The sequence below is a fragment of the Paenalcaligenes suwonensis genome (genome assembly GCF_011290505.1).
GTDB classification, from domain to species: domain Bacteria; phylum Pseudomonadota; class Gammaproteobacteria; order Burkholderiales; family Burkholderiaceae_B; genus Paenalcaligenes; species Paenalcaligenes suwonensis.
Window position 1 is genome coordinate 62549 of the sequence record NZ_JAANPV010000011.1, and the last position, 21753, is coordinate 84301.

The 21753-nt window shown below is 51.1% G+C and carries 21 protein-coding genes; 17 read left to right on the forward strand and 4 right to left on the reverse strand.

Features of this window, described 5'->3' with window-relative positions:
* Nucleotides 1-21: 21 nt before the first annotated feature.
* Nucleotides 22-285, forward strand: coding sequence for a hypothetical protein (locus GY634_RS15345; protein ID WP_166409598.1), 264 nt, complete (start codon nt 22-24; stop codon nt 283-285).
* Entirely contained in the window at nt 275-1477 is a 1203-nt protein-coding gene (chrA, locus tag GY634_RS15350; RefSeq protein ID WP_166409599.1) for a chromate efflux transporter, read from the forward strand. The genes GY634_RS15345 and chrA overlap by 11 nt, the downstream gene beginning before the upstream one ends.
* A gap of 93 nt (nt 1478-1570) precedes the next feature.
* On the opposite strand, the gene GY634_RS15355 is transcribed toward chrA, so the two are convergent.
* Entirely contained in the window at nt 1571-2377 is an 807-nt protein-coding gene (locus tag GY634_RS15355; protein WP_166409600.1) for an META and DUF4377 domain-containing protein, read from the reverse strand.
* A gap of 185 nt (nt 2378-2562) precedes the next feature.
* Entirely contained in the window at nt 2563-3507 is a 945-nt protein-coding gene (locus GY634_RS15360; protein WP_166409601.1) for a LysR family transcriptional regulator, read from the reverse strand.
* A gap of 106 nt (nt 3508-3613) precedes the next feature.
* Here GY634_RS15360 and GY634_RS15365 point away from each other — a divergent pair, with 106 nt between their 5' ends.
* The 6 genes from GY634_RS15365 (at nt 3614) to GY634_RS15390 (ending at nt 10607) form a co-directional block, all read left to right on the forward strand.
* Nucleotides 3614-5104, forward strand: coding sequence for an N-acyl-D-amino-acid deacylase family protein (locus GY634_RS15365; RefSeq protein ID WP_166409602.1), 1491 nt, complete (start codon nt 3614-3616; stop codon nt 5102-5104).
* Nucleotides 5105-5221: 117 nt separating this feature from the next.
* A complete protein-coding gene (locus GY634_RS15370; protein ID WP_166409603.1) occupies nt 5222-6628 on the forward strand; it encodes a gluconate:proton symporter in 1407 nt (468 codons plus the stop codon).
* 16 nt (nt 6629-6644) lie between these two features.
* Nucleotides 6645-7493, forward strand: coding sequence for a serine hydrolase (locus tag GY634_RS15375; protein ID WP_166409604.1), 849 nt, complete (start codon nt 6645-6647; stop codon nt 7491-7493).
* A 65-nt stretch (nt 7494-7558) separates the two neighbouring features.
* The gene (locus tag GY634_RS15380; protein ID WP_166409605.1) at nt 7559-8383 is read left to right on the forward strand and encodes a carbon-nitrogen hydrolase family protein; all 825 of its coding nucleotides are present in this window, start codon (nt 7559-7561) and stop codon (nt 8381-8383) included.
* A gap of 20 nt (nt 8384-8403) precedes the next feature.
* Entirely contained in the window at nt 8404-9219 is an 816-nt protein-coding gene (gene hutG / locus GY634_RS15385; protein ID WP_166409606.1) for an N-formylglutamate deformylase, read from the forward strand.
* 191 nt (nt 9220-9410) lie between these two features.
* Nucleotides 9411-10607, forward strand: a complete 1197-nt coding sequence (locus GY634_RS15390) for a benzoate/H(+) symporter BenE family transporter (RefSeq protein WP_166409607.1) — start codon at nt 9411-9413, stop codon at nt 10605-10607.
* Between the two features lie 92 nt (nt 10608-10699).
* On the opposite strand, the gene GY634_RS15395 is transcribed toward GY634_RS15390, so the two are convergent.
* Nucleotides 10700-11629: an AEC family transporter gene (locus GY634_RS15395; RefSeq protein WP_166409608.1), complete on the reverse strand. Its 930-nt coding sequence runs from the start codon at nt 11627-11629 to the stop codon at nt 10700-10702.
* A gap of 303 nt (nt 11630-11932) precedes the next feature.
* Between GY634_RS15395 and GY634_RS15400 the strand changes: the two genes are divergently transcribed.
* The 6 genes from GY634_RS15400 to GY634_RS15425 all read left to right on the forward strand — a co-directional run bounded on the left by GY634_RS15400 (nt 11933) and on the right by GY634_RS15425 (nt 18666).
* Complete coding sequence (locus GY634_RS15400) at nt 11933-12319, forward strand: cupin domain-containing protein (RefSeq protein ID WP_166409609.1); 387 nt, start codon at nt 11933-11935, stop codon at nt 12317-12319.
* 23 nt (nt 12320-12342) lie between these two features.
* Entirely contained in the window at nt 12343-13845 is a 1503-nt protein-coding gene (mqo, locus tag GY634_RS15405) for a malate dehydrogenase (quinone) (protein ID WP_166409610.1), read from the forward strand.
* A 13-nt stretch (nt 13846-13858) separates the two neighbouring features.
* Nucleotides 13859-15592, forward strand: a complete 1734-nt coding sequence (poxB, locus tag GY634_RS15410) for a ubiquinone-dependent pyruvate dehydrogenase (RefSeq protein ID WP_166409611.1) — start codon at nt 13859-13861, stop codon at nt 15590-15592.
* A 120-nt stretch (nt 15593-15712) separates the two neighbouring features.
* Nucleotides 15713-17281: a cytochrome ubiquinol oxidase subunit I gene (locus tag GY634_RS15415; protein ID WP_166409612.1), complete on the forward strand. Its 1569-nt coding sequence runs from the start codon at nt 15713-15715 to the stop codon at nt 17279-17281.
* Nucleotides 17282-17296: 15 nt separating this feature from the next.
* Entirely contained in the window at nt 17297-18430 is a 1134-nt protein-coding gene (cydB, locus tag GY634_RS15420) for a cytochrome d ubiquinol oxidase subunit II (RefSeq protein WP_166409613.1), read from the forward strand.
* Nucleotides 18431-18441: 11 nt separating this feature from the next.
* Nucleotides 18442-18666, forward strand: a complete 225-nt coding sequence (locus GY634_RS15425) for a hypothetical protein (RefSeq protein ID WP_166409614.1) — start codon at nt 18442-18444, stop codon at nt 18664-18666.
* Nucleotides 18667-18671: 5 nt separating this feature from the next.
* On the opposite strand, the gene GY634_RS15430 is transcribed toward GY634_RS15425, so the two are convergent.
* Nucleotides 18672-18974 (reverse strand): antibiotic biosynthesis monooxygenase family protein, encoded by a 303-nt coding sequence (locus tag GY634_RS15430; RefSeq protein ID WP_166409615.1) that lies wholly within the window; start codon nt 18972-18974, stop codon nt 18672-18674.
* 260 nt (nt 18975-19234) lie between these two features.
* On the opposite strand from GY634_RS15430, the gene GY634_RS15435 reads away from it, so the two are divergent.
* Genes GY634_RS15435 through GY634_RS15445 form a run of 3 tightly spaced genes read left to right on the forward strand, consistent with a single transcriptional unit; the run spans nt 19235 to nt 21583 of the window.
* A complete protein-coding gene (locus GY634_RS15435) occupies nt 19235-19876 on the forward strand; it encodes an ankyrin repeat domain-containing protein (protein WP_166409658.1) in 642 nt (213 codons plus the stop codon).
* A 21-nt stretch (nt 19877-19897) separates the two neighbouring features.
* Nucleotides 19898-20365, forward strand: a complete 468-nt coding sequence (locus tag GY634_RS15440; protein ID WP_166409659.1) for a nucleoside deaminase — start codon at nt 19898-19900, stop codon at nt 20363-20365.
* A 9-nt stretch (nt 20366-20374) separates the two neighbouring features.
* A complete protein-coding gene (locus GY634_RS15445) occupies nt 20375-21583 on the forward strand; it encodes a cyanate transporter (RefSeq protein ID WP_166409616.1) in 1209 nt (402 codons plus the stop codon).
* Nucleotides 21584-21753 lie beyond the last annotated feature (170 nt).

Consider the following 21753-nt stretch of genomic DNA (forward strand, 5'->3'; position numbering starts at 1 on the left):
TTCCTTTTCTGATACCAACTTATGCGCATACTAGGACGTTTTGTAGTGGCTTTAGTGGTGGCAGTTGTCGCCAGTGTGGCGGCGGCGGGGGTGTTTTTGCCCGTGGCAGGTGTGCTTGAAGGGGGCGATTTCAATTGTTTTGCAACGGTTATAGCAGAATGCATTGAGGCTTTTCAATGGGGGCTGCTGTTGTATGGGCCGTGGTTTGTGATAGTGGGTGCCGTAGTGGGCACGCCGTTGTTGCTCATGCTATGGGCATGGTGGGAGTCCCGCCATGGTAGATAGGCGGGAGTCAGAGCGCAGTGCATGGTTCGTGTTTTGGGTGTTTTTGCGCTTGGGCTTAACCTCCTTTGGTGGGCCCGTTGCACATCTGGGGTATTTTCATAGCGAGTTTGTAGAACGCCGCCGTTGGCTAAGTGAACAAAGCTATGCGGATCTGGTGGCGCTCTGTCAGTTTTTGCCAGGCCCCGCGAGCAGTCAAGTCGGGATGGCGATAGGCTTGTTACGCTCAGGCTATAAAGGGGCCTTTGCGGCATGGTTAGGGTTTACCTTGCCGTCAGCCATAGTGCTGATCCTCTTTGCGCTCGGGGTGGGCCTATACGGCCATGCGATGCCGGTAGGGGTGTTGCAGGGGTTGAAAATCGTTGCTGTGGCAGTAGTCGCTCAGGCTGTATGGGGGATGGCACGGCAATTATGCCCCGATGCAGTGCGCGTAACCTTGATGGTAGCTGCTTGTTGTGCGGTGCTATGGCTACCGTTTACCTTTGTTCAGGTCATCGTGATTGCATTCGCAGCCTTGCTTGGCATGGTCGTGTGTAAAGCCAGTACTAAAGGGCCTACAGAAGCCTTGCTCATCCCTGTTACACGACGCGCGGGAGTGCGGTGGTTAGTGCTGTTTGTCGTGCTGCTAATAGGGCTGCCTTTATTGGCGCTGCTGCACTCCAGTGTCTTGCTTTCGATGACGGATGCTTTTTATAGGGCAGGAGCTTTAGTGTTTGGCGGTGGGCATGTGGTCCTGCCTTTGCTGCAAGCCGACATGGTACCTACAGGGCTAGTCAGTAACGAAACGTTTTTAGCTGGTTATGGAGCTGCCCAAGCAGTACCTGGCCCGCTGTTTACCTTTGCTGCATTTTTAGGGGCGTCGTTGCAAGGGCCTATTACCGGATGGTGGGGTGGCTTGATTGTGGTAGTGGTCATTTTCGTACCGTCGTTCTTGCTGGTTGTGGGGGCATTGCCGTTTTGGGAGCAGTTACGCCGTAATCAGCATGCGCAATCAGCGCTGATGGGGGTAAATGCGGCGGTGGTAGGGGTGTTAGTCGCTGCGTTGTACGACCCTGTATGGACCAGTGCCATTCATACGTCGCGTGATTTTGCTGTGGCACTTGTGGCGTTAGTGGCCTTGATGGTGTGGAAGTTACCGCCCTGGTTGGTGGTGTTGGGTACGGGTGGGCTTGTGGGCGTGTTCGCTATGGTGTGATGGGCAACTCTAAACACATAAGGCGGAATACTAAAAAGGCCGTATGAATGTCATACGGCCTTTTGTATACCAAGCAGTTACGTGGAAGGGGGCTTACAGCTTAACGGTTGTTTCGCTTTCTACCACCATATCCAGAATATCTACGTATTTGGATGCATCAGCAGGGATGTTTTGACGTGTGTAGCGGTTAATACGCAAAACATTACGAATGCCAGGCTGGTGCTCGTAGCCTTGGATATCACCGTAGTAGAACTCCCAGTCGCCTGTTTTGGTTTTCAAGCCATTGTCGTTGTAGGTGATCTCACGGACTTTCAAGCACTGGTAATTTGGAATCATCCCGTGTGAGCATGCTTCACGTTGCGGTGCGACTTCCAAGAAAATACGTTCAGGCGCGCCACCGTACAGTGTTTCAGGTGTGGCTTCGCCTTGCATGCGCCACTTAGTGCCATCCGTAAAGGTGAGTGTCAGTACCGGTGTGGCATCGTTGGTGTTGACGTCCCACTGGCTAACAGTAGGTAAGAATTGGCCGACCTCATGTTCAAAGCGCATGACTTTTTCGTCTGCACACATTTTCATGGTGCTAGCAGGGTTGCTCACCGAAATATGCGAGCCATTGACGGTATAGCCACCATTCATGATGTTGCACAAACCGTCTACAGAGACTTGGTTGTCCGAGAAGCTCAACACCAGAGGCTTACCTTCTAGGCCAGCAGGGGCTGCTTGGGGTTTTTGCCCTTTTGGAGTGACGGTATCCAATGCCCAGTTGTAGGCTTGTAGGGTCGTTTCGGTGCTCATCGAGGATTGCTGTGCAGAGGTAGTGTTAGCAGAAGGGACGCTGGAGCATGCCGCCAAGCCCATGATGGCAACGAAACCAGCAGTTAGCGCAAATTTTTTCTTCATGATCATTCCTTATTCAGCGAGGCAACGCGAGAATTCCGCGAAACGCAGACTTGCATTGTCTGTCTAGAAGCCGCTGATGGCAAGTTTGCTTAACGATCTATTACATTACAAGCACTCTGCAGTAGGTTTGTAAAGGCTGTCATCAAGTGGGCCGGTAAGGTAGGGATGCGCTATTACTCTATTAGTTAGAGCACTTTGCAACCGGCAGGCAATTCGGCGTGTTTTACATAGCGGCGTATTTCATCCGCTAATGCTGTAGCCGCTGGGGTAGGGGCATGGTCTTGCGGGAACATCAGGCACAGCGTACGCACCAGTTTTGGGGAGCGTAATAATGAAAAGGATAAACCGGGAACCAATACGCGTTGTGCTGCTAACGAGGGCATAAGGGCAATGGCCAAGCCGCTTTGTACGATGGCAGCTTGGGAAGTAGTACTAGAGGCTTCATAGAAAGGGGCGGAGACTTCTATAGGTAGGTCTGGCCTAGATTGCAGCACGGCCATAATACCTGTCTCATCAATTACACCTACTAGCTTACGGTTTTGTAAGGTCTTCCAACTGACGCAGTTGCGCGTATCTGGGTGTATGTGCGTGTCATCGGTTCGGTAGAGCACGCCAAACTGATCTTCTAAGAGCGGTTCGCTTTCTAAACCATGCATATCCGCCCATCGGCTGGTTAAACCAAAATCAACCTCGCCAGCGACGACTTGACGTTGAATAGGCCCTGAGTTGGCATCGCGTAAGTACAAACGCACACCGGGATAGTGTTCCGAGAATACAGCAGCGGCTGGAGCGATCAAATCCGTAATGGCAGAGGGGGCGGCTGATACGCTGACACGCCCGGTTTTCAAGGCTCCGTAGCGCATGACGTCATCAATAGCGCCATCGAAATCCGCTAAAAGACGCGTAATTCGTGGTAAAAACTCTTTGCCAATAGGGGTAAGTACTACCCTGCGGCTTGTGCGTACAAAAAGGGGTATTTCAAGGGCTGTTTCAAGCTGCTGAATCAGCCCTGTGACAGACGATTGTGTTTGGAATAAACGCCGCGCTGCCCTAGTGAAACTTGCCTCTTGGGCGACTGCAACAAAGGCATTTAAGTGCTTTAGGGTGATGTGCTTAGGAAGTCTATTCATTTCAAATTGTGATTGATCAATTAACTTAAACAATTTTTCATATCAATAATCCTTTTGGATAATACGCCAAACTCCCGTTATTTGGGGAGGTCTGAGGAGTAAAGGTATGCAACAGGACGATCGCAGAGTAGACGTCAAAATCACAAATGGTTGGATTATTGATGGAACTGCTAGCCCGCGCCAGAAAGGTGACGTGGGTATTCGTGCTGGGCGTGTAGTGGCTCTGGGTGATTTGAGTGACTGGGCGGCTGAGAACGTTATTGATGCGACAGACAAGGTCGTAGCACCGGGTTTTATTGATACACATGGGCACGATGATCTGATGTTCATCGAAAAGCCCGCCTTGGACTGGAAAACCAGTCAAGGCATTACATCGGTAGTGGTAGGTAACTGCGGCGTTAGCGCGTTTCCTGAGCCATTGCCGGGTAACCATGCCGCCGCATTGGCTCTGTTGGGTGATTCCCCTTTGTTTGGCAGCATGACGGCTTATACGCAAGCGGTACAAAAGCTGCAGCCTATGATTAACGTGGCTGCACTGGTGGGCCACGCGAACCTACGTATGGCCGTGATGGCTGATCCTATGGCAACGCCTACTGAAGAAGAACAACAGGCGATGGAGCGTTTGCTGGATGATGCCTTGTCTAACGGTGCCGTTGGTTTCAGTACTGGCTTGGCCTATGAGCCTGGTTGTATGGCGCAGCCTAGCGAGCTAGAAGGACTAGCCGCGGTAGCCGCCAAACATGGTTCCTTGCACACCAGCCATATTCGCAATGAAGGCGATACGGTTGAAGAGTCAGTAGAAGAGGTGTTGTCAGTAGGGCGAGACAGCCAATGCGCCACCTTGGTATCGCATCACAAATGCATGTTGCCGGCTAACTGGGGGCGCAGTCGCCATACATTAGCCAACATTGATCGTGCACGCGCCGAGGGCATGGAAGCCACGCTGGATATCTACCCGTACTCAGGCAGTTCTACCATCTTGATTCCTGAGCGTGCTCATACCATTGATCGCATTCGTATCACATGGTCTGAACCACACCCTGAGTGCAACGGCATGGAGTTATCGGAAGTTGCCGAACAGTGGGGATGTGACCGCGAAACAGCGGCACGTAAGTTGTTACCTGCTGGCGCTATTTATTTTGCGATGGATGAGGCCGAAGTACACCGTATTTTTAGCCACCCATGTTGCATGGTGGGGTCTGATGGTTTGCCCGCTGATGCGCAACCGCACCCACGCTTGTGGGGGAGTTTTACCCGAATTCTAGGGCCATACGTGCGTGAAGCCGGGTTAATGCCACTAGAGCAGGCTGTTGCCAAAATGACGGCGTTGCCTGCATCGGTATTTGGCTTGAAAGATAGAGGCGTACTCCAAGCGGGTGCGTGGGCTGACGTAGTAATTTTTGATCCGGAAACGGTCACAGATTGCGCCACCTGGGAGCAACCAACCTTGCCATCAGAGGGTGTAGAAGCAGTGTTTGTGAATGGCGTACAGGTGTTTCCTCACGCGCCAGAACAACGGCCAGGTCAGGTGTTGAACCGGGCGTTTGCCGCTAAAGCAAAAAGTGTGGAACAAGGCGGCTCATCGCCATCGTTCTAATTTCATTATCTAGTCATGATCTGTGATGTTTTTACACGCGTGATCATGACTGCCAGCATCACAATAGGAACGGTAGAGGTACACAAGCCGCTCCCGAAGGACAGTTAAGGAGACCCCATGACCTTCACGCAACAACCCACTGGCAAGCGCAATGCCGCTATGCTGGTGTACTTACTGGGGCTAGCAATAGCTCTTTACACCCATTTCTACATGCCTGGCGAAACCTCCCTGTGGGGTTTGACACCAGTAGTAGTATTCGCTGTCATCGCCTTGCTGGGTGTTGATATTGTATTGGCGACCATCGGTGCGATTGTGCTGGGCGCTATCATGACCAGTACATCGCCTATCGCGATGGGTAAGCTGCTGGCTGACTCGCTAGGCTCCTTTATTGCCGTAGTGGGTTTGATTATTGTGTTGGGTGCTGGTGTAGGTGAAGTAGCCGCCCGAACCGGAGCAGCAGAACAACTGGTACGCGCCATTGTGAAGCGTATTGGTTTGTCTAACCCCGTACGTGTACGTTTGGGCATCATGGTGGCTTCCACACTGATCTGTGGTGCACTGGGTACCTTAGCAGGCGGTAACGCGATTATTGCTGCCGTGGTGATCCCTATTGCAGCAGCGGTGCGTTTGTCTCCACCTGCGGTAGCGGCATTGTTCCAAAGTGCGGGTTCAGCAGGTTTGGTGTTGGGGCCATTTACACCTAACGTCGTGACCGTTACCGGTTTGACAGGTTTGAGCTACGGTGACTACTTGATGGTGGCTGGTTTGCCTATGGCTGCAGCAACCTTGTTGACCGGTTGGTTCATGTCTGGTCGCATCCAGAAAATGACCGCTGAAGATTTCCAATACGAAGAAGCAGCTAAAGGTGCTCCAGCATTTGATATCAATGCTAAAGCCTCTCCTAAAGCCGTTCGTGCGGCATGGGGTTTCTGCCTGACTATCGTTACCTTGGCGGTAGTGGGTGTGTTGGCTAAAGCAGGTTTTGCGTTCGCGATTATCGTGATGGTGTCGTTGGGTGCCGTAACCGGTTTGGCTGGTGGCTTGAATCCACGTGAAATTCTGGAAGCTATGTACAAAGGTGCAGGTAAGCTGATCTGGATTTTCTTCCTGTTCTGGCTGTTCAACCCTGTATTGGTGTTGGTAGATCAGTTGAATGCTTACCATGCATTGTTGGATGCGGTTCAGCCTTACCTGATCGGTGTAAGTGGTGCTGCACTATGTATGATTATTGTGGGCTTTAACGTGATTGGTCACATTCCTGGTGCTGCCGTGGCACAGATGACCTTTACTGCGAAAATCTTTGGTCCCGTATTGGCCGCCGCCGGTGTAGGTCCAGCCGCCACTACTGCGGTGATTTTGGGTAGTTCACAGATTGACTGGTTTGGTCCATTCCCATCGTCAGATATGTTTGGTCAGATGGGCTTGGCACGATCCACACAGCTTAAATACATGCTCTATAACGGTTGGGCAGTCATGGCCATCAACTTGTTGATGTTTGCTGGCTTGTTCATGATTCTAGAGTAAGAAGAGAGGCATAAAAATGTTTACATTGGGTAGCGAAACACTGGATGTGCAGGCAGTACGCGTGCAACTAGAGAGTAGCCTGACACCATTGTTGGAAAAAGAGCCTGCACGCATTTCGATGGCAGTGCGGACTCTGGATGGCGTTAGCCTGTTTGATTGGCATGTACAGCGCGCGATGCCGTCGGCCAGCTTGATCAAGGTACCCATGTTGCTTTGTTTGCTGGAAGAAGTGGCCAAAGGCCGCGTGAGCCTAGATGATATACGGGCTTTGCCTGATAGCAATAGGGCTGGCGGCACCGGCATTTTGAGTCAATTGCCGGGTGTGCAGGCGCTAAGCCTACGTGAATTGGCACACCTGATGATTGTGCTGAGCGATAACGTCGCCACCAACGCCCTGATTGATGTGCTCGGCATGGATCGCATTAATCAGTGGTGCAGGCAGGCTGGCTTGGCGTACACCGAACTGCAACGCCACATGATGGATGCGCAAGCTCGAGCACAAGGTAAAGATAACTGGACGAGTGCAGCCGATGCTTGCACTACCTTGTTGTACTTATTGCAATCCCCCGTATTACCTGAGGCGTTGCGTCACGAAGGTTTGCAAATGTTGGCCGATCAGCGCGAGCGTGGCCACTTTGCGGCGACATTGCCAGCCGACGTCGAGCTTGCTCATAAAACAGGCTCTTTGCCTGGTTTGCGCCATGATGCTGGGGTGATGACGGTAGGTAAGCGCAGCGTGGTATTGGCTGTGCTGGCTGATGGTTTTACCGATGCGCGCACGAGCTCCACCCTTTATGGTGGTGAAGGTGCAGCGGTACTGTCTACGTTGGCAGCAACCGTCGCTGGTGTACTGCGAGCCGCTTAAGCGTGTAGCAATGATGAATTACCCAGCGTGCGGTTGGCGCTGGGTGCAAAGAGAAAGGAATAGCCATGACAACAACACGAGTCGCACTGGTTCAAGTCGATAGTGGACGGGATCGTGATGCCAATTTGGCCGAGCTAGAGCGCTGGGTAGTGGCTGCTGCCAACGATGGCGCAAAGCTGATCATTACACCCGAGTACAGCGATGTGCGCGGTGATAAAGAGTGGGTAAGCGCACACGCTACCCCCATTCCTGGTATGGTAACCGAGCGTTTTGCGTCGTTGGCTCGCCAAACTGGCGCCTGGATACAGTTAGGTTCTATGCACGAGCAAGGGGCCGATGGCCAACGTTTGGGTAACACCAGTGTGGTGTTCTCCCCAGATGGCGAGATCGCTGCTACGTACCGCAAAATCCATTTGTACGATGCGGTAGTTAACGGTGTCACGTACCGCGAATCTGATGAGTTCTGTCATGGCGGACACTTACAAAACGTACAAATTGGCGACCTAAATCTAGGTCTAAGCATTTGCTACGATATGCGTTTTTCCGAGCTATTCCGTACTTTACGTGCCCGCGGTGCGAATGTGTTGGTGGTACCTGCTGCGTTTAATGTGCATACTGGCAGAGATCACTGGGAAGTGTTGTTGCGTGCGCGTGCTATTGAAAACCAGTGTTATGTATTGGCCGCCGCGCAAATAGGTGGGCCAGGCCCAGCCATGCCGTGCTTAGGCCGTAGCATGATTATTGATCCTTGGGGTACGGTGCTAGCATGCATGCCAGATCAGGCCGGCTACATCTGCGCTGATCTAGACCCTGCTCGCGTAGCGCGGATGCGTGAATCGCTACCGGCGTGGGATCATCGCCGTGGTGATTTGTACCCTATACCGCAGTAAACAGGAAGTGGAGTAAACGGATGACTGAAGCAACCAAAGCAGTTTTTGAGTTTCATGCTGGGACAGCCCCGTTGCTGATTTCCATGCCACACGTAGGAACGCATGTGCCTGCCGAGGTATTGGAACGCATGAGTCCCGCCGCCCGCCAGTTGCAAGACACCGACTGGCATTTACCTCGTCTATACGAGTGCGCCCGTGAGCTAGGGGCTTCGATTCTGATCGCCAATTACTCCCGTTATGTGGTGGACCAAAACCGTCCCCCAGATAACGCCAGTTTGTATCCAGGGCAAAGCGTCACTGGCCTATGCCCGTTGGATACGTTTGGTGATGAACCGTTGTATCAAGCTGGTGCTGAGCCAGATGATGCTGAGGTGGCAGCAAGGCGCGATGCGATTTGGCGCCCTTATCACCAACAATTGAAGCAAGAACTTGAGCGTTTGCATGCCCAGTTTGGTCGTGTAGTGCTGTGGGATGCGCATTCAATACGCTCTATAGTGCCCCGGTTTTTTGATGGCAAACTGCCAGATCTAAACTTTGGTACGGCTGATGGTGCTAGTTGTGATCCAGAATTAGCCCTGCGTCTACTGACAGTAGCGCAACACGATGAACGCTATAGCAGCGTTCTGAATGGCCGCTTTAAAGGTGGTTACATCACACGTAATTATGGTGACCCAGCCAGAAACATCCATGCGGTACAGCTGGAGATGGCGCAGTGTTGCTATATGGAAGAAAAGTGGCCATTCGAGTATCAAGAAGAAGTTGCCAAGAATGTGCAACCCTTAATCAAGTCTCTGTTGAGTGAAGCGTTAGCCTTTGCTCAGGACAAGCGTGATTAAGCAATCCCTTGCCACAACAAGTTCGCACCCCTTTACGGGGTGCTTTTTTTTGCGCTACGGAAATGGAGTAGGGCGGTGGCGTAAGCGTCGAATGGTCTAGATATGGCTCTTAAAGTGGTAGACCTAAGCAGACCATTTTGCCGCTATAAAAGAAGCTCTGATTTTTATTCTTTTAGCTGCTGGAGCCACGCATGTCGTCCACGACGTATTCTTCCTCTTTTTCTTGGCGTGACTGGGTACACCCCATAGTCGCTGGATTGATCTCTGTGTTGGTGAACTATGGGGGCACCTTTATTTTGGTGTTTCAAGCCGCCAAGGTAGCCGGTCTAAGCCCAGCGCTTACGGCGTCGTGGGTGTGGTCGGTTTCTATTGGTGTAGGGGTAACGGGCTTGGTATTAAGTTGGCGTACCAAGGTGCCTGTGATTACCGCCTGGTCTACACCAGCCGCTGCCTTTTTAGTGACCGCGTTGGCGACTACACCTTATGAGCAAGCGGTAGGGGCTTATATGATCTCGGCGCTGCTCTTTGTACTACTAGGGCTATCAGGGTGGTTTGAGCGCTTAATACGGTGGATTCCACCCGGCATTGCAGCAGGGTTGTTGGCGGGTATCTTATTGCAGTTTGGCATTAAGGCTTTTGGTGGGATGAGTGTAGACCCTTGGCTGGTGGGCACCTTGATAGTGGCTTATATCGTGCTAAAACGCTTTACAGCGCGCTATGCGGTCGTTGGGTTACTCGTGCTGGGTTTGGCGCTGTTGTTTGTGCTGGATAGGGTGGAGCTGCAAGGGGTGAGCTTACAGTTTGCAGCGCCTGTATTCACCATGCCGGCTTTTTCGTTGAATGCCTTGTTAAGCGTTGCGCTGCCATTGTTCTTGATTACGCTAACCGGGCAATACATGCCTGGCATGTTGGTGCTGCGTAATGATGGTTATCACACCAATGCCAGTCCTATTGTGAGCGTAACGGGGTTGGGTTCGCTCGTCATGGCGCCGTTTGGTTCACATGCTTTTAATTTGGCGGCAATTACGGCTGCTATCTGTACAGGCCCAGAAGCCCACGAAGACCCTTCTAAGCGCTGGATAGCCGGTGTGGCAGCAGGCGTGTTTTATATCGCCGTGGGGGTGTTTGGGGTGACCTTAGCAGCCGTTTTCATGGCCTTGCCCGCGACATTTATTACTACTTTAGCGGGGTTGGCGTTGTTGGGAACTATTGGCGGTAGTTTAGCGAGTGCATTGGCCGAGGCAAAAACGCGTGAGGCATCGTTGATTACCTTCTTAGCAGCAGCGGCCAATATTCAGTTCTTAGGCATTGGGGGCGCTTTTTGGGGGCTGGTGATAGGGTTATGTGCGCATGTTGCACTGCATGTACCGTTTACCCGCCGTCGTTAAGCAAGAACCATGCTCGCGCAGTGTGTAAGCACAAAAAATCCCATCATGCTGTATTTGCATGATGGGAGAGGATAAAAGAGCTTACATGGAAATTACGGGTAGAAAGTAGAAACTATCGCTAAACCGGCTGGAATTGAAATTAGGGCACAAAGAGTACTAATTACCACGGTAGAAGCTGATTGATCCATATAGGCTTTATTGCCTACAGCTAAAGCAGGAACGGCTGTTGCAGTAGGAATAACCCCAATCAAAAAGGCTGATGCTAATAGCTCACCGCGTAATCCTAGGGCAATCCCTACGCCTAAAATTAAAAGAGCTTGGACGATGTTCTTTACAAATACGTTAAAGATGATTTCTTTATTCAGAGAGAACTTGGATTTGGAAATAAACAAGCCCAGAAAGAACAGTGCTACACCGCCAGCCGTTTTGCCCAGTTCGTTAATGGATGAACTGAGAATTTCTGGCAGACGCACACCGCATACCGCCAGCACAGCACCCAAAATGGGCAGTATCACCAGCGGCTGAGAGACCGCTTTACCTAGGGCTTTGAGAGGGCTTGAACCTGCTGCACCACCCCCTAGCAAAGCCAAGGCTAAGGGCAGAATCAAAACGGTATAGATCAAGTTACCAATCACCATGGCGATTAAGCCTGATGATCCCACCGCGGCAATCAGCACGGGTGGCCCGCAGTACGCCATATCAGGGAATGACACGGCTAAGGCTTGCATGGTGGCATCGGCCTTGTTGTGTTTGAACATCACCCTACCAGCAACATAGCCCAGTACATAGGTAACAATTAATCCTACGGCTAATGCTAAAGCGTAATCAATATTCAGAATATTTTTGGGTGAAGAACTTAGCGCAGCCAGAAATAAAGCCAAAGGCAGTGCAATTTTTACGACATAGTCTGCAAAGGCTTGAGAATAGTCCTGCTTGACGAACCCTGTCTTCCCGCATCCCCAACCAACCGCTATGCCCAGAGTAATAGGGCCTAAGGCCTCTAAGATGGTGTGCACTAACATGCTTTTATGTTCCTCTTTCAAACAATAATGTTAAATAAAGAAAAGAAATATTTATGCAATAAAGAAATGGGTTTCTTTTTAGCGGTTAGATAAAAATTATAACTTTTTGATTTGCGTAAAAATTAATACTTGATCATATTCCTCTGTTACTGGGTAAAACAATTGTAAAGAAGTATTTAATATGGGGTTAAGTAGTGGTTTTTCAGGATCCCGCGAATGGGGTTTTGGTTTTACTTTTCATAATTAGATTATGATTAAAATGGCACCAAAATCTGATGGGAAATTTAAGCTCAAGGGGAAAAGATGATTCGTTGCGTAAGGCTCTCTACAGATGATCAAGGGCAGTCAATAATCGAAGAAGGTTTCATAGATTTACCTGCCGGTGAGCGCGGTGATCTGGTGGGGTTACCCACGAATGCGGTCAGCATTTCGTTTAGGGAAACCAGCGAAGGCGGTAGTTTTGACTGGCACACAGCACCGGCTCGCCAGTATGTGCTGACGTTAAGCGGCGTGCTGGAGTTCGAAACTCGCACGGGTAAGCGTTTTCAACTTAGTCCAGGTGATGTGCTGTTAGCAGAAGACACCGTAGGTGGCGGTCATAAGTGGCGTTTATTGAATAACGATCCTTGGCGTCGTGCGTATGTGATTTTGCCATTGGGCGAAACCGTACCGTTTGTTGCTGCCAAGTAAAAGAGTGTTGAACAGGAGTTGTTATGACGAATCAACGTTTGCCTGCTAATACCGATATCGTGATGATTGGTGCAGGCATCATGAGTGCTACGCTGGGAACACTGCTCAAAGAGCTAGAGCCCACCCTGAACATTGTGGTGCTTGAAGCATTAGAAGATTGCGCACAAGAAAGCTCTGATGGCTGGAATAACGCCGGTACCGGCCACGCCGCCAACTGCGAAATGAATTACACGCCACAGCGCCCAGATGGCAGCGTGGACATTTCCAAAGCCTTAGAAGTTAATACTGAATTTGATTTGTCGCGTCAGTTGTGGACGTACTTGATCCGCAAAGGCTCTATCCCTGACCCGCGTGCGTTTATTCACCCATGCCCGCACATGAGCTTTGTGTGGGGTGACGAGAATGTGAAGTACCTACGCGAGCGTTTTAAACAAATGTCGGCGCACCATTGCTATCACGGCATGGAGTACAGCGAAGACCACAAACAAATTGCTGAATGGGTACCGTTGGTCATGGAAGGGCGTGACCCCAGCGAGCCTATTGCTGCCACACGCATCATCACAGGCTCCGATGTGGATTACGGTGCGCTAACGCACATTTTGTTCAAAAGCCTTGCGCAAGAATCAGGCGTATCACTGAACTACCTAAGCCGTGTGCACGATTTGAAGCGTGCTGCTAATGGTCAATGGCAGGTGGACGTGCGCAATGCTCACAGTGGTGAAAAACAATCGGTAACGGCCAAGTTTGTGTTTATTGGCGCGGGTGGTGGGGCGCTAGAACTGCTACAAAAATCCGGTATTCCTGAGGGTCACGGTTATGGTGGCTTTCCCGTCAGTGGTATTTGGTTGCGTTGCGATGTAGACGACGTCAGCGAACGCCATCATGCCAAAGTTTATGGTAAAGCACCTCACGGTTCGCCACCCATGTCGGTACCCCACTTGGATACCCGAATCATTGGCGGCAAAAAATCCATTCTGTTTGGGCCTTATGCGGGTTTCTCTTCTCGCTTCTTAAAGCACGGCTCATTGTTGGATTTGGCGAAGTCAGTGCGTCCAGGCAACGTCTTGCCCATGTTGGACGTTGCTAAAGATAACTGGCAGTTATGTGAATACTTGGTGTCGCAAGTGCTGCAAAGCGAAGCCCACCAATTTGAGATGCTGCGCGAGTTCTACCCTAATGTGCAGCCTCACCAATGGACCAAAGCAGTGGCGGGTCAGCGTGTACAAATCATTAAGCCTACGCACGAACATGGCGAGGGCGTACTGGAGTTTGGTACCGAGCTGATTACGGCAGCCGATCGTTCTATTGCGGCCTTGCTGGGGGCATCACCGGGTGCGTCTACAGCCGCTTTCATTGCGCTGGAAATTTTGCAGAAGTGTTTCGCCGACAAGCTGACATCAGATGCATGGCTGAATAAGCTGAAAAGCATTATTCCTACCTACGGCATAGACCTGAAAGTAGACGCCGAGGCGTGTAAAGCCATCCGTGCTGAAACCGCAGCCGTATTGAAACTGGAAAATATTTAAGGAAAGCACCTCCATGAAGATTAAAAATGTAGCCGACTTGTTGACTGAAACCCTGATAGAAGCTGGGGTGAAGCGCATTTATGGTGTGGTGGGGGATAGCTTAAACGGGGTAACAGAGTCGTTGCGCCAACGCCCAGAGCTAGAGTGGGTAGGCGTGCGTCATGAAGAAGTGGCCGCTTTTGCCGCCAGTGGCGAGTCTCAAGTGACTGGTGAGCTTGCTGTGTGTGCGGGTTCATGTGGACCAGGCAACCTGCACTTAATTAATGGTTTGTTTGATGCGCATCGTAGCCGTACCCCCGTACTGGCCATTGCTGCGCATATTCCTTCTGCTGAAATTGGCAGTGGGTATTTTCAAGAAACGCATCCACAAAATCTGTTCCAAGAGTGCAGCCATTATTGTGAAATGGTGTCCGACCCTAAACAGTTGCCCTATGTGTTGGATAATGCCATTCGTGCTGCGGTAGGCCAGAAGGGCGTAGCAGTCATTGTGTTGCCAGGGGACGTGGCGCTAAAAGAAGCACCCGTAACCAGCGTGACGCCACGCCTAGGCTTGTTGCCACCCGAGCCACAAGTGCAACCTGCCGATGCGCAAATTGATGCCTTGGCAGAATTGCTAAATAGTTCCGGCAAAGCGGCCTTGTTCACGGGGCGCGGTTGTGCGGGTGCACACGCTGAGTTGCTGCAATTAGCCGATGCCTTAAAGAGCCCCATGGTGCACGCCTTGGGTGGTAAAGAGCACGTGGAGTTCGATAATCCCTACGATGTGGGTATGACCGGGTTTATTGGTTTTTCGTCAGGCTATGCTGCAATGCATGCCTGCGACACGTTACTGATGCTAGGTACAGACTTCCCGTACAAACAATTCTTACCTAGCCACGTCAAAGTGGTGCAAGTGGATATTCGCCCGGAAAACTTGGGGCGCAGAGCGAAATTGGAGTTGGGTGTAGTAGGTGATGTGAAACTGACGATTCAGCGTTTACTGCCTAAGCTGAAGGCACGCACTGACAACAGTTTCTTGGATTCCGCACGTAAACATTATCAGAAGGCCCGTGAAGGGTTGGATGAGTTGGCGCAACCGGGTAAGCACGGCGTTATTCACCCGCAGTACTTGGCACGTGTGCTGAGTGAAAAAGCATCGGACGATGCCATTTTCACCGCTGACGTGGGTACGGCAACGGTGTGGGCTGCCCGTTATTTGAAAATGAATGGTAAGCGTCGACTAGTGGGTTCTTTGACACATGGTTCTATGGCGAATGCGATGCCCCAAGCGTTGGGTATTAAGCATGCGTTGCCAGAGCGCCAAGTGATTACGTTTTCTGGGGATGGTGGTTTGTCCATGCTGATGGGGGATTTAATCAGCCTGAAACAACACAATATCCCTGTGAAAGTAGTGGTTTTCAATAACGGTGTGTTGGGATTCGTAGCACTGGAAATGAAAGCAGCTGGCTTTGTAAATACAGGGGTAGATCTGGACAACCCAGACTTTGCCGCTGTTGCTCGTGCCGTGGGTATCCATGGTGTGCGTGTTGAACATCCTGATGATCTTCCCGCCGCCATAGAAGAAGTACTGCAGCACGAGGGTCCTGCTTTGCTGGACGTAGTCACAGCAAAACAGGAATTGGTACTACCTCCGACCATTGGCTTAGAGCAGGTTAAAGGATTTGGTCTGTGGGGGTTAAGGGCGGTGATGGATGGTCAAATGCACAATGTGATCGATTTGGCCAAAACCAATCTGTTAGACCGCTAATAATCAGGTGCCAGGCTAGTGTAGTTCTGCTGGTTTTTCTGTTCTGTCCCACGTCTTAGTTTGTGTAGGAGTAGGCGTGGGTTCAGGATAAAACAGTTGGTTTTCACCTAGATAATTATTATGGTAAATGAAACCGTCGTTGATCTGTCCCGCTTGCAGTTTGCGGCTACAGCACTTTATCACTTCTTGTTTGTTCCTTTAACTCTTGGTCTGTCCATCTTGATCGCTGTTATGGAGACGGTATACGTCACCACTGGGCGTGAAGTGTACAGACGCATGACACAGTTCTGGGCCAAGCTTTTCATGATCAACTTTGCGCTAGGTGTAGCAACAGGGTTGACCATGGAATTTCAGTTTGGGACGAACTGGTCGTTTTACTCCAGCTTTGTAGGGGATGCATTTGGTACTCTACTTGCCGTAGAGGGTCTGATGGCGTTCTTTATGGAGTCCACCTTTATCGGTCTGATGGTATTGGGCTGGGATCGCATGTCTAAGGGCAAGCACTTGGTCGTAACCTATTTGGTTGCACTGGGTTCTAACCTGTCGGCTTTGTGGATTCTGGTGGCCAATAGCTTTATGCAAAGCCCGTTGGGTGCAGAGTTCAACCCCATCACCATGCGTATGGAGCTGTCCAACTTCTCGGCCATGTTCTTTAATCCGGACGCACAAGCGAAGTTTGTGCATACGGTATTGGCGGGTTATGTAACGGCTGCTGTCTTCGTCTGTGGGGTAAGTGCGTTCTACATGCTGCGTAATAGGCACATGGATATCGCACGCCGCTCTTTCCGTATCGCCGCGCTGTTTGGCGTTTTAGGTACGGCAGGGGTGCTGACACTGGGCGATGCCTTGGGCTTGATTGGTGGTCATGCACAACCTACCAAACTGGCTGCTATGGAAGCGCTTTGGAAAGAAGAGAAAGCACCCATGCCATTTAACGCCATTGCCTTCCCTTCGCAAGAAGAGCAGCGCAATATAGGCGAAGTGCAAATTCCCGCCTTACTCTCTATTCTAGTAACGCACTCCTTGGACGGTACAGTACCGGCCATCGATCAGCTAGAAGAGCAGGCTAAAGTGCGGATTCGCAATGGTATGCCCGCCGTAGAAGCAATGAAGACCTTAAGCGAAAACCCACTTGATACCGCTGCGTTGGCTCAGTTTGAAGCGCACAAAGCGGATATAGGCTATGGGTTATTGGTACAACGCTATGCGCCAGAAGGTGATTTATCGTTAATCACCGAAGAGGACATTGCGAAGGCTGCCAATGACACTATTCCTGAAGTATGGGTGATCTTCTGGTCATTCCGTATCATGGTGGCATTAGGCTTGTTGATGCTGGCGTACTTCGTAGGGGCATTGGTACTAACACTGTCCAACAAAGTGCAAAACAACCGCTGGTTCCTGCGCTGTTCAATATGGATGATTCCCGTACCATTCATCGCGTGTGAAATGGGGTGGATCGTGGCCGAGGTAGGTAGGCAGCCATGGACAGTGTACGAAATGCTGCCAACGTGGTTATCAGCCTCCACGCATAGCGTCACATACATGGTCGTATCGTTAGCAGGCTTCTTGTTGTTCTACACGATTTTTGCGCTGATCGAGATGTACTTGATGATCCGCAGTATTCGTAAAGGACCGGATGACGAGCCAACGACTCCGGCTACCCAAACCACTGCCGCGACAGCGTCATAATTTAGGGAGTCAACCATGGATGTTTATTACGTACTTCAAATAGTTTGGTGGCTGCTCTTAGGCGTGCTGCTAATGGGGCTTGGGGTGATGGTAGGTATGGATATGGGCGTAGGTACGTTACTGCGCTTTGTAGGCCGTACCGATGCCGAACGCCGCGTAGCCCTGAACATTATTGGCCCACACTGGGACGGTAACCAGGTGTGGTTTATTCTGGGCGGTGGTGCCATTTTCGCAGCATGGCCGTTGGTGTATGCGACAGCGTTTTCCGGCTTCTATATTGTGATGCTGGTTTTGCTGTGGAGCATGATCATTCGCCCATTGGGTTTTGAGTACCGTAGCAAGTTGCCGCATGCGGCGTGGCGTAACGCCTGGGATTGGAGCTTGTTTGCTTCAGGTCTGATCCCTATGGTGATTTACGGTGCGGCGATTGGTAACGTGTTGCAAGGTGTGCCTTTTCACTTTGATTGGCGCATGACGTCCTACTACACCGGTAGTTTCTTGGAACTGCTGAACCCCTTTGCTGTGTTGTGTGGTTTGGTGTCTGTGTCGCTGTCCATTTACATGGGCGGTGCTATCTTGATGAACGGTAGTGTGGGTGACATTGCTAAACGTGCTCGCAAAGCATCTTTGCTAGGCGGTACGGTAGCGATTGTGCTGTTCACACTGTGCGGCATTTGGGTAGCTAACATGGATTTCTACCAAATCGTGTCTTCACCTGAGCCAGGTTTAGCGCAGATTCCTCTGCATCAAACGGTAGAAGTTGTGGAAGGTGGTTTGTTGAATAACTTCCGTAACTACCCCATTTTGTGGGCGGTACCTGCGTTGGGCTATATTGGCCTGATTTTGGGTATGCTGGCGCTTAAAGCCGGACGCTCGCTGTTGGGGTGGTGGATGGGTGCTTTGGCTTGGATTGGTGTATTGGGTACGGCCGGTGCGGCAATGTTCCCATTCATCATGCCTTCCAGCACAAACCCATCGCACAGTCTGACCGTGTGGAACTCGGGTGCTAGCTCCTTGACCATGAGCTGGATGCTGGGCTTTACCATTATCTTTATGCCGCTGATTATTGCTTATACCAGCTGGGCATTCTGGGTAATGCGCGGCAAAGTAACGACTGAAGAAGTCGACAGTTCAGAGCACGCTTTATAAGGAGCCCCATTATGTCGGTATTAATGCGTTTTATTGTGCTCCTGATTTTGGCTGTTATCGCTATTTTGCTGACGGTCATCCTCGGGGATTATGGCCCTTGGTATTTGTCGTGGTTGCTGGGCACCGGTTTTATGGTGCTGGTAGCGGCAATGGGCGGGGTCTTGTATGAAGAGCAAGAGGACGCCTTAGATCGACCTGCAGAGGTAAAACAAAGCAGGTCGTCCTCGGGTTATTAATCAGCTTAGGCTGAGGTTTTAACCGTTTCGAAGTGCTCGGTGGAGGGGGCTTCAGCAAAGAAACTGCTGATGTACCCTCGCCACTCGGGGAAAGCGGGAGACTCACGGAAATCCACCATATGGTTTTCCAGAGTCTCCCATTCTATATGTAGCAGGTAGTGTTCAGGCTTGGCCAAGCTGTGATTCAGGTTGTAGCGTATGTAGCCTTTGGAGTGGCTAATAACCTTTGCGATACCTTGTTCTACGGCCGCTTCAAATTCTTTTTGCTTACCGGGTTGAATCTGGATACTGGTGAGTTCATGAATCATGGCAATCCTTATTAATAAGAAAATCTAAGAGGGCACAATCGCTTAGCATGCCTTCGCTAAGTGAGCGGCATAGCAGTGTTGATTCTAGCGCAGAGCGCGCGTTCTACGTAGAAGTACGGAGTTTTCTAGTGAGCCTTACTTTTGCGGTATGGTCTAGTGGCGCGCTACCCTATACGCATAAGCTGTAACGCAACGTGGCGGGGCAGCACGTAACGTCGTGAGTATAGGAGCGAATTATGCGCAGATTTTTTACGGTAGGCATGTTGTTGTCGTTAGCGGTGATGATGATGCAAAAGCCCGTAGTGGGGGCAACTACCGAGGCCTTACATGGCGCAGCAATGCAGGGTGATACAGCCGCTATTCAACAATTGCTGGCTGCCGGAGTAGACATAGAGGCTCGTGACGCACAAGGGCGTACCGCTTTGTTGCGAGCCACACGAGCCAATCAGGTCGCAGCGGCAACCCTACTGATAGAGGCTGGCGCGGATGTCAATGCTAAAGACAATATAGAGGATAGTCCCTATCTGTATGCGGGGGCTCAAGGTTTCAATGATATTCTGCGTTTAACGCTGGCGCATGGGGCTGATTTACAAAGTACCAATCGTTATGGCGGCACAGCGCTTATTCCTGCCGCCGAGAAAGGCCATCCTGAAACAGTACAGCTCTTATTGGATGCTGGCGTAGCCGTTGATCATGTGAACCGTTTGGGGTGGACCGCCTTGTTAGAGGCTATTGTGCTGAGTCAAGGCGGGCCGGTGCATCAGCGCATCGTTCAAATGCTGATTCAAGGTGGTGCCGATGTGAATGTAGCGGATGGTGATGGCGTGACCCCGTTACAGCATGCGCAGCGCCGTGGTTACACGGAAATAGTGGCGTTATTGCAAGCGGCTGGCGCACGATAAGGAGGTCTAGATAACATGTCTATGAGTACAGAAAAAGCCGAATTCTTACGTGAGGCAATTGCGTTGGCCTATGCCAACCAACAGGCGGGAGGTAGGCCTTTTGGGGCAGTGGTTGTGAAAGATGGGCGTATAGTAGCCACGGGTGTGAATGAGATTTTGGTCACGCACGACCCAACGGCACATGCCGAACTGGTGGCATTGCGGGCAGCAAGTCAGGTGTTGCAGTCTCCTAATCTGACTGGTTGTAGCGTGTATGCCAGCGGGCATCCTTGCCCCATGTGTATGGCGGCTATGCGCATGTCAGGCATCAAAGAAGTGGTATATGCCTATTCAAACGAAGAGGCTGAAGCGTATGGGTTATCTACGGCAGCGATTTACGCCGACTTGGCAAAACCGTTTTCAGAGCAGTCCATGCATATACAGTATGAACCATTGCGTCCTGAACCCTACGCGGGGTTGTATACGGAGTGGCAACAAAAACAAAAGTAGTAGGGCAGTATGGAAGTAACAGCAAAGCGCACGCACCACTCTACGGTGTTGTTGCTACTGGTAGTGGCCATCGTAGGGCTTAATCTACGTCCTTTTATGACGGGCATAGGCCCGTTGGCGGAATCCTTACGTCTTTCCACGGGGTTAACTCAGCAGGGGCTTTCTTTGCTGACGTTGATCCCAATGGCGTTAATGGGAGTCGTGGCGTTTGCTGGGCCTGCGTTACAGGGCAAGCTAGGTGCGCGGTTATTAGTCATTTTGGCGTTGCTGGTGATTGCCTTGGGAGCAGGGCTGAGGTGGATGACTACCTCCGGTGCCGTACTGTTGTTAACCGCTGCCATTATGGGCTTTGGTGTCGCCATTATTCAGGCGGTTTTCCCCGGCATTATTAAGCGCCAGTTTATGCAGCGTAGCGGCGTAGTGATGGGGCTGTATTCCTCCATGATGATGGGGGGCGGCGCCTTAGGAGCGCAATTGTCCCCCTGGGTTGAGCAACTCACGGGCAGTTGGCAAATAGGGCTGGCATGGTTAGTGCTACCCGCCTTGTTGGCATTAGCATTAGCCATGTGGTTATTACCCGCTGATCCACCGCGTAGCAACGGACAGCGTATCGCCATTACGCCATTATTAAAGCGTCGTCGCACATGGTTGTTGATGCTGTGTTTTGGTTTAGTGAATGGTGGTTACTCATCGGCCGTAGCGTGGTTAGCGCCAGCCTATCAAAGCTTAGGCTGGAGTGCTGCATACAGCGGTAGCTTGTTGGCCGTCATGGCGATTGCTCAAGCCGTAGCGGCTTTGGTGCTGCCAGCAATAGCGTGCCGTAAACCTGATTTTAGGCCGTGGTTGTGGTTTACCTTGGTATTGCAGTTGATGGGCTTTCTGGGCTTGGCTTTTTGGCCAGAGGCAGTACCGGTATGGTGGGCGATAGTGGTGGGGGCAGGCTTAGGCGGTTGCTTCTCGCTGACGATGGTAGTGGCGCTAGAACACTTAAAAGAACCGGCACGAGCAGGAGCATTAGCAGCACTAATGCAAGGTGGCGGCTTTTTGCTAGCAGCCATAGCGCCTTGGATCTTAGCAACCCTGTACGATGCAACCGGTAATTACATGGCTGGTTGGTTATGGCACGTGGGGTGTGTGGCTGTAGTTGGGGTATTGGTGTGGCAGTTTTCGCCAGCTAGTTATGCTAGGGCGATGGGGGTTTCTGCTGTTGAGGAGTAGGTGTAGGTGGGTTTTTAAAAGCCCACTTACTCATCACTGGCTGCATTAGCCTAAGGCTGCGAAAGTGTTTTTTTATTTGAGACACCAAATCATAAAAAGTTGTTCCGCAGTCCCTCAGCGTGTGCAATGAATACAACCGTCAAACGAAAGAAAGGCTGCCCAACTGAGCA

What these genes read in the sequence shown, in the direction of transcription:
- GY634_RS15345 (WP_166409598.1), top strand. Translation starts at nt 22, where the DNA reads ATGCGCATACTAGGACGTTTTGTAGTGGCTTTAGTGGTGGCAGTTGTC.
- chrA (WP_166409599.1), top strand. Translation starts at nt 275, where the DNA reads ATGGTAGATAGGCGGGAGTCAGAGCGCAGTGCATGGTTCGTGTTTTGG.
- GY634_RS15355 (WP_166409600.1), bottom strand. Translation starts at nt 2,377, where the DNA reads ATGAAGAAAAAATTTGCGCTAACTGCTGGTTTCGTTGCCATCATGGGC.
- GY634_RS15360 (WP_166409601.1), bottom strand. Translation starts at nt 3,507, where the DNA reads ATGAATAGACTTCCTAAGCACATCACCCTAAAGCACTTAAATGCCTTT.
- GY634_RS15365 (WP_166409602.1), top strand. Translation starts at nt 3,614, where the DNA reads ATGCAACAGGACGATCGCAGAGTAGACGTCAAAATCACAAATGGTTGG.
- GY634_RS15370 (WP_166409603.1), top strand. Translation starts at nt 5,222, where the DNA reads ATGACCTTCACGCAACAACCCACTGGCAAGCGCAATGCCGCTATGCTG.
- GY634_RS15375 (WP_166409604.1), top strand. Translation starts at nt 6,645, where the DNA reads ATGTTTACATTGGGTAGCGAAACACTGGATGTGCAGGCAGTACGCGTG.
- GY634_RS15380 (WP_166409605.1), top strand. Translation starts at nt 7,559, where the DNA reads ATGACAACAACACGAGTCGCACTGGTTCAAGTCGATAGTGGACGGGAT.
- hutG (WP_166409606.1), top strand. Translation starts at nt 8,404, where the DNA reads ATGACTGAAGCAACCAAAGCAGTTTTTGAGTTTCATGCTGGGACAGCC.
- GY634_RS15390 (WP_166409607.1), top strand. Translation starts at nt 9,411, where the DNA reads ATGTCGTCCACGACGTATTCTTCCTCTTTTTCTTGGCGTGACTGGGTA.
- GY634_RS15395 (WP_166409608.1), bottom strand. Translation starts at nt 11,629, where the DNA reads ATGTTAGTGCACACCATCTTAGAGGCCTTAGGCCCTATTACTCTGGGC.
- GY634_RS15400 (WP_166409609.1), top strand. Translation starts at nt 11,933, where the DNA reads ATGATTCGTTGCGTAAGGCTCTCTACAGATGATCAAGGGCAGTCAATA.
- mqo (WP_166409610.1), top strand. Translation starts at nt 12,343, where the DNA reads ATGACGAATCAACGTTTGCCTGCTAATACCGATATCGTGATGATTGGT.
- poxB (WP_166409611.1), top strand. Translation starts at nt 13,859, where the DNA reads ATGAAGATTAAAAATGTAGCCGACTTGTTGACTGAAACCCTGATAGAA.
- GY634_RS15415 (WP_166409612.1), top strand. Translation starts at nt 15,713, where the DNA reads ATGGTAAATGAAACCGTCGTTGATCTGTCCCGCTTGCAGTTTGCGGCT.
- cydB (WP_166409613.1), top strand. Translation starts at nt 17,297, where the DNA reads ATGGATGTTTATTACGTACTTCAAATAGTTTGGTGGCTGCTCTTAGGC.
- GY634_RS15425 (WP_166409614.1), top strand. Translation starts at nt 18,442, where the DNA reads ATGTCGGTATTAATGCGTTTTATTGTGCTCCTGATTTTGGCTGTTATC.
- GY634_RS15430 (WP_166409615.1), bottom strand. Translation starts at nt 18,974, where the DNA reads ATGATTCATGAACTCACCAGTATCCAGATTCAACCCGGTAAGCAAAAA.
- GY634_RS15435 (WP_166409658.1), top strand. Translation starts at nt 19,235, where the DNA reads ATGTTGTTGTCGTTAGCGGTGATGATGATGCAAAAGCCCGTAGTGGGG.
- GY634_RS15440 (WP_166409659.1), top strand. Translation starts at nt 19,898, where the DNA reads ATGAGTACAGAAAAAGCCGAATTCTTACGTGAGGCAATTGCGTTGGCC.
- GY634_RS15445 (WP_166409616.1), top strand. Translation starts at nt 20,375, where the DNA reads ATGGAAGTAACAGCAAAGCGCACGCACCACTCTACGGTGTTGTTGCTA.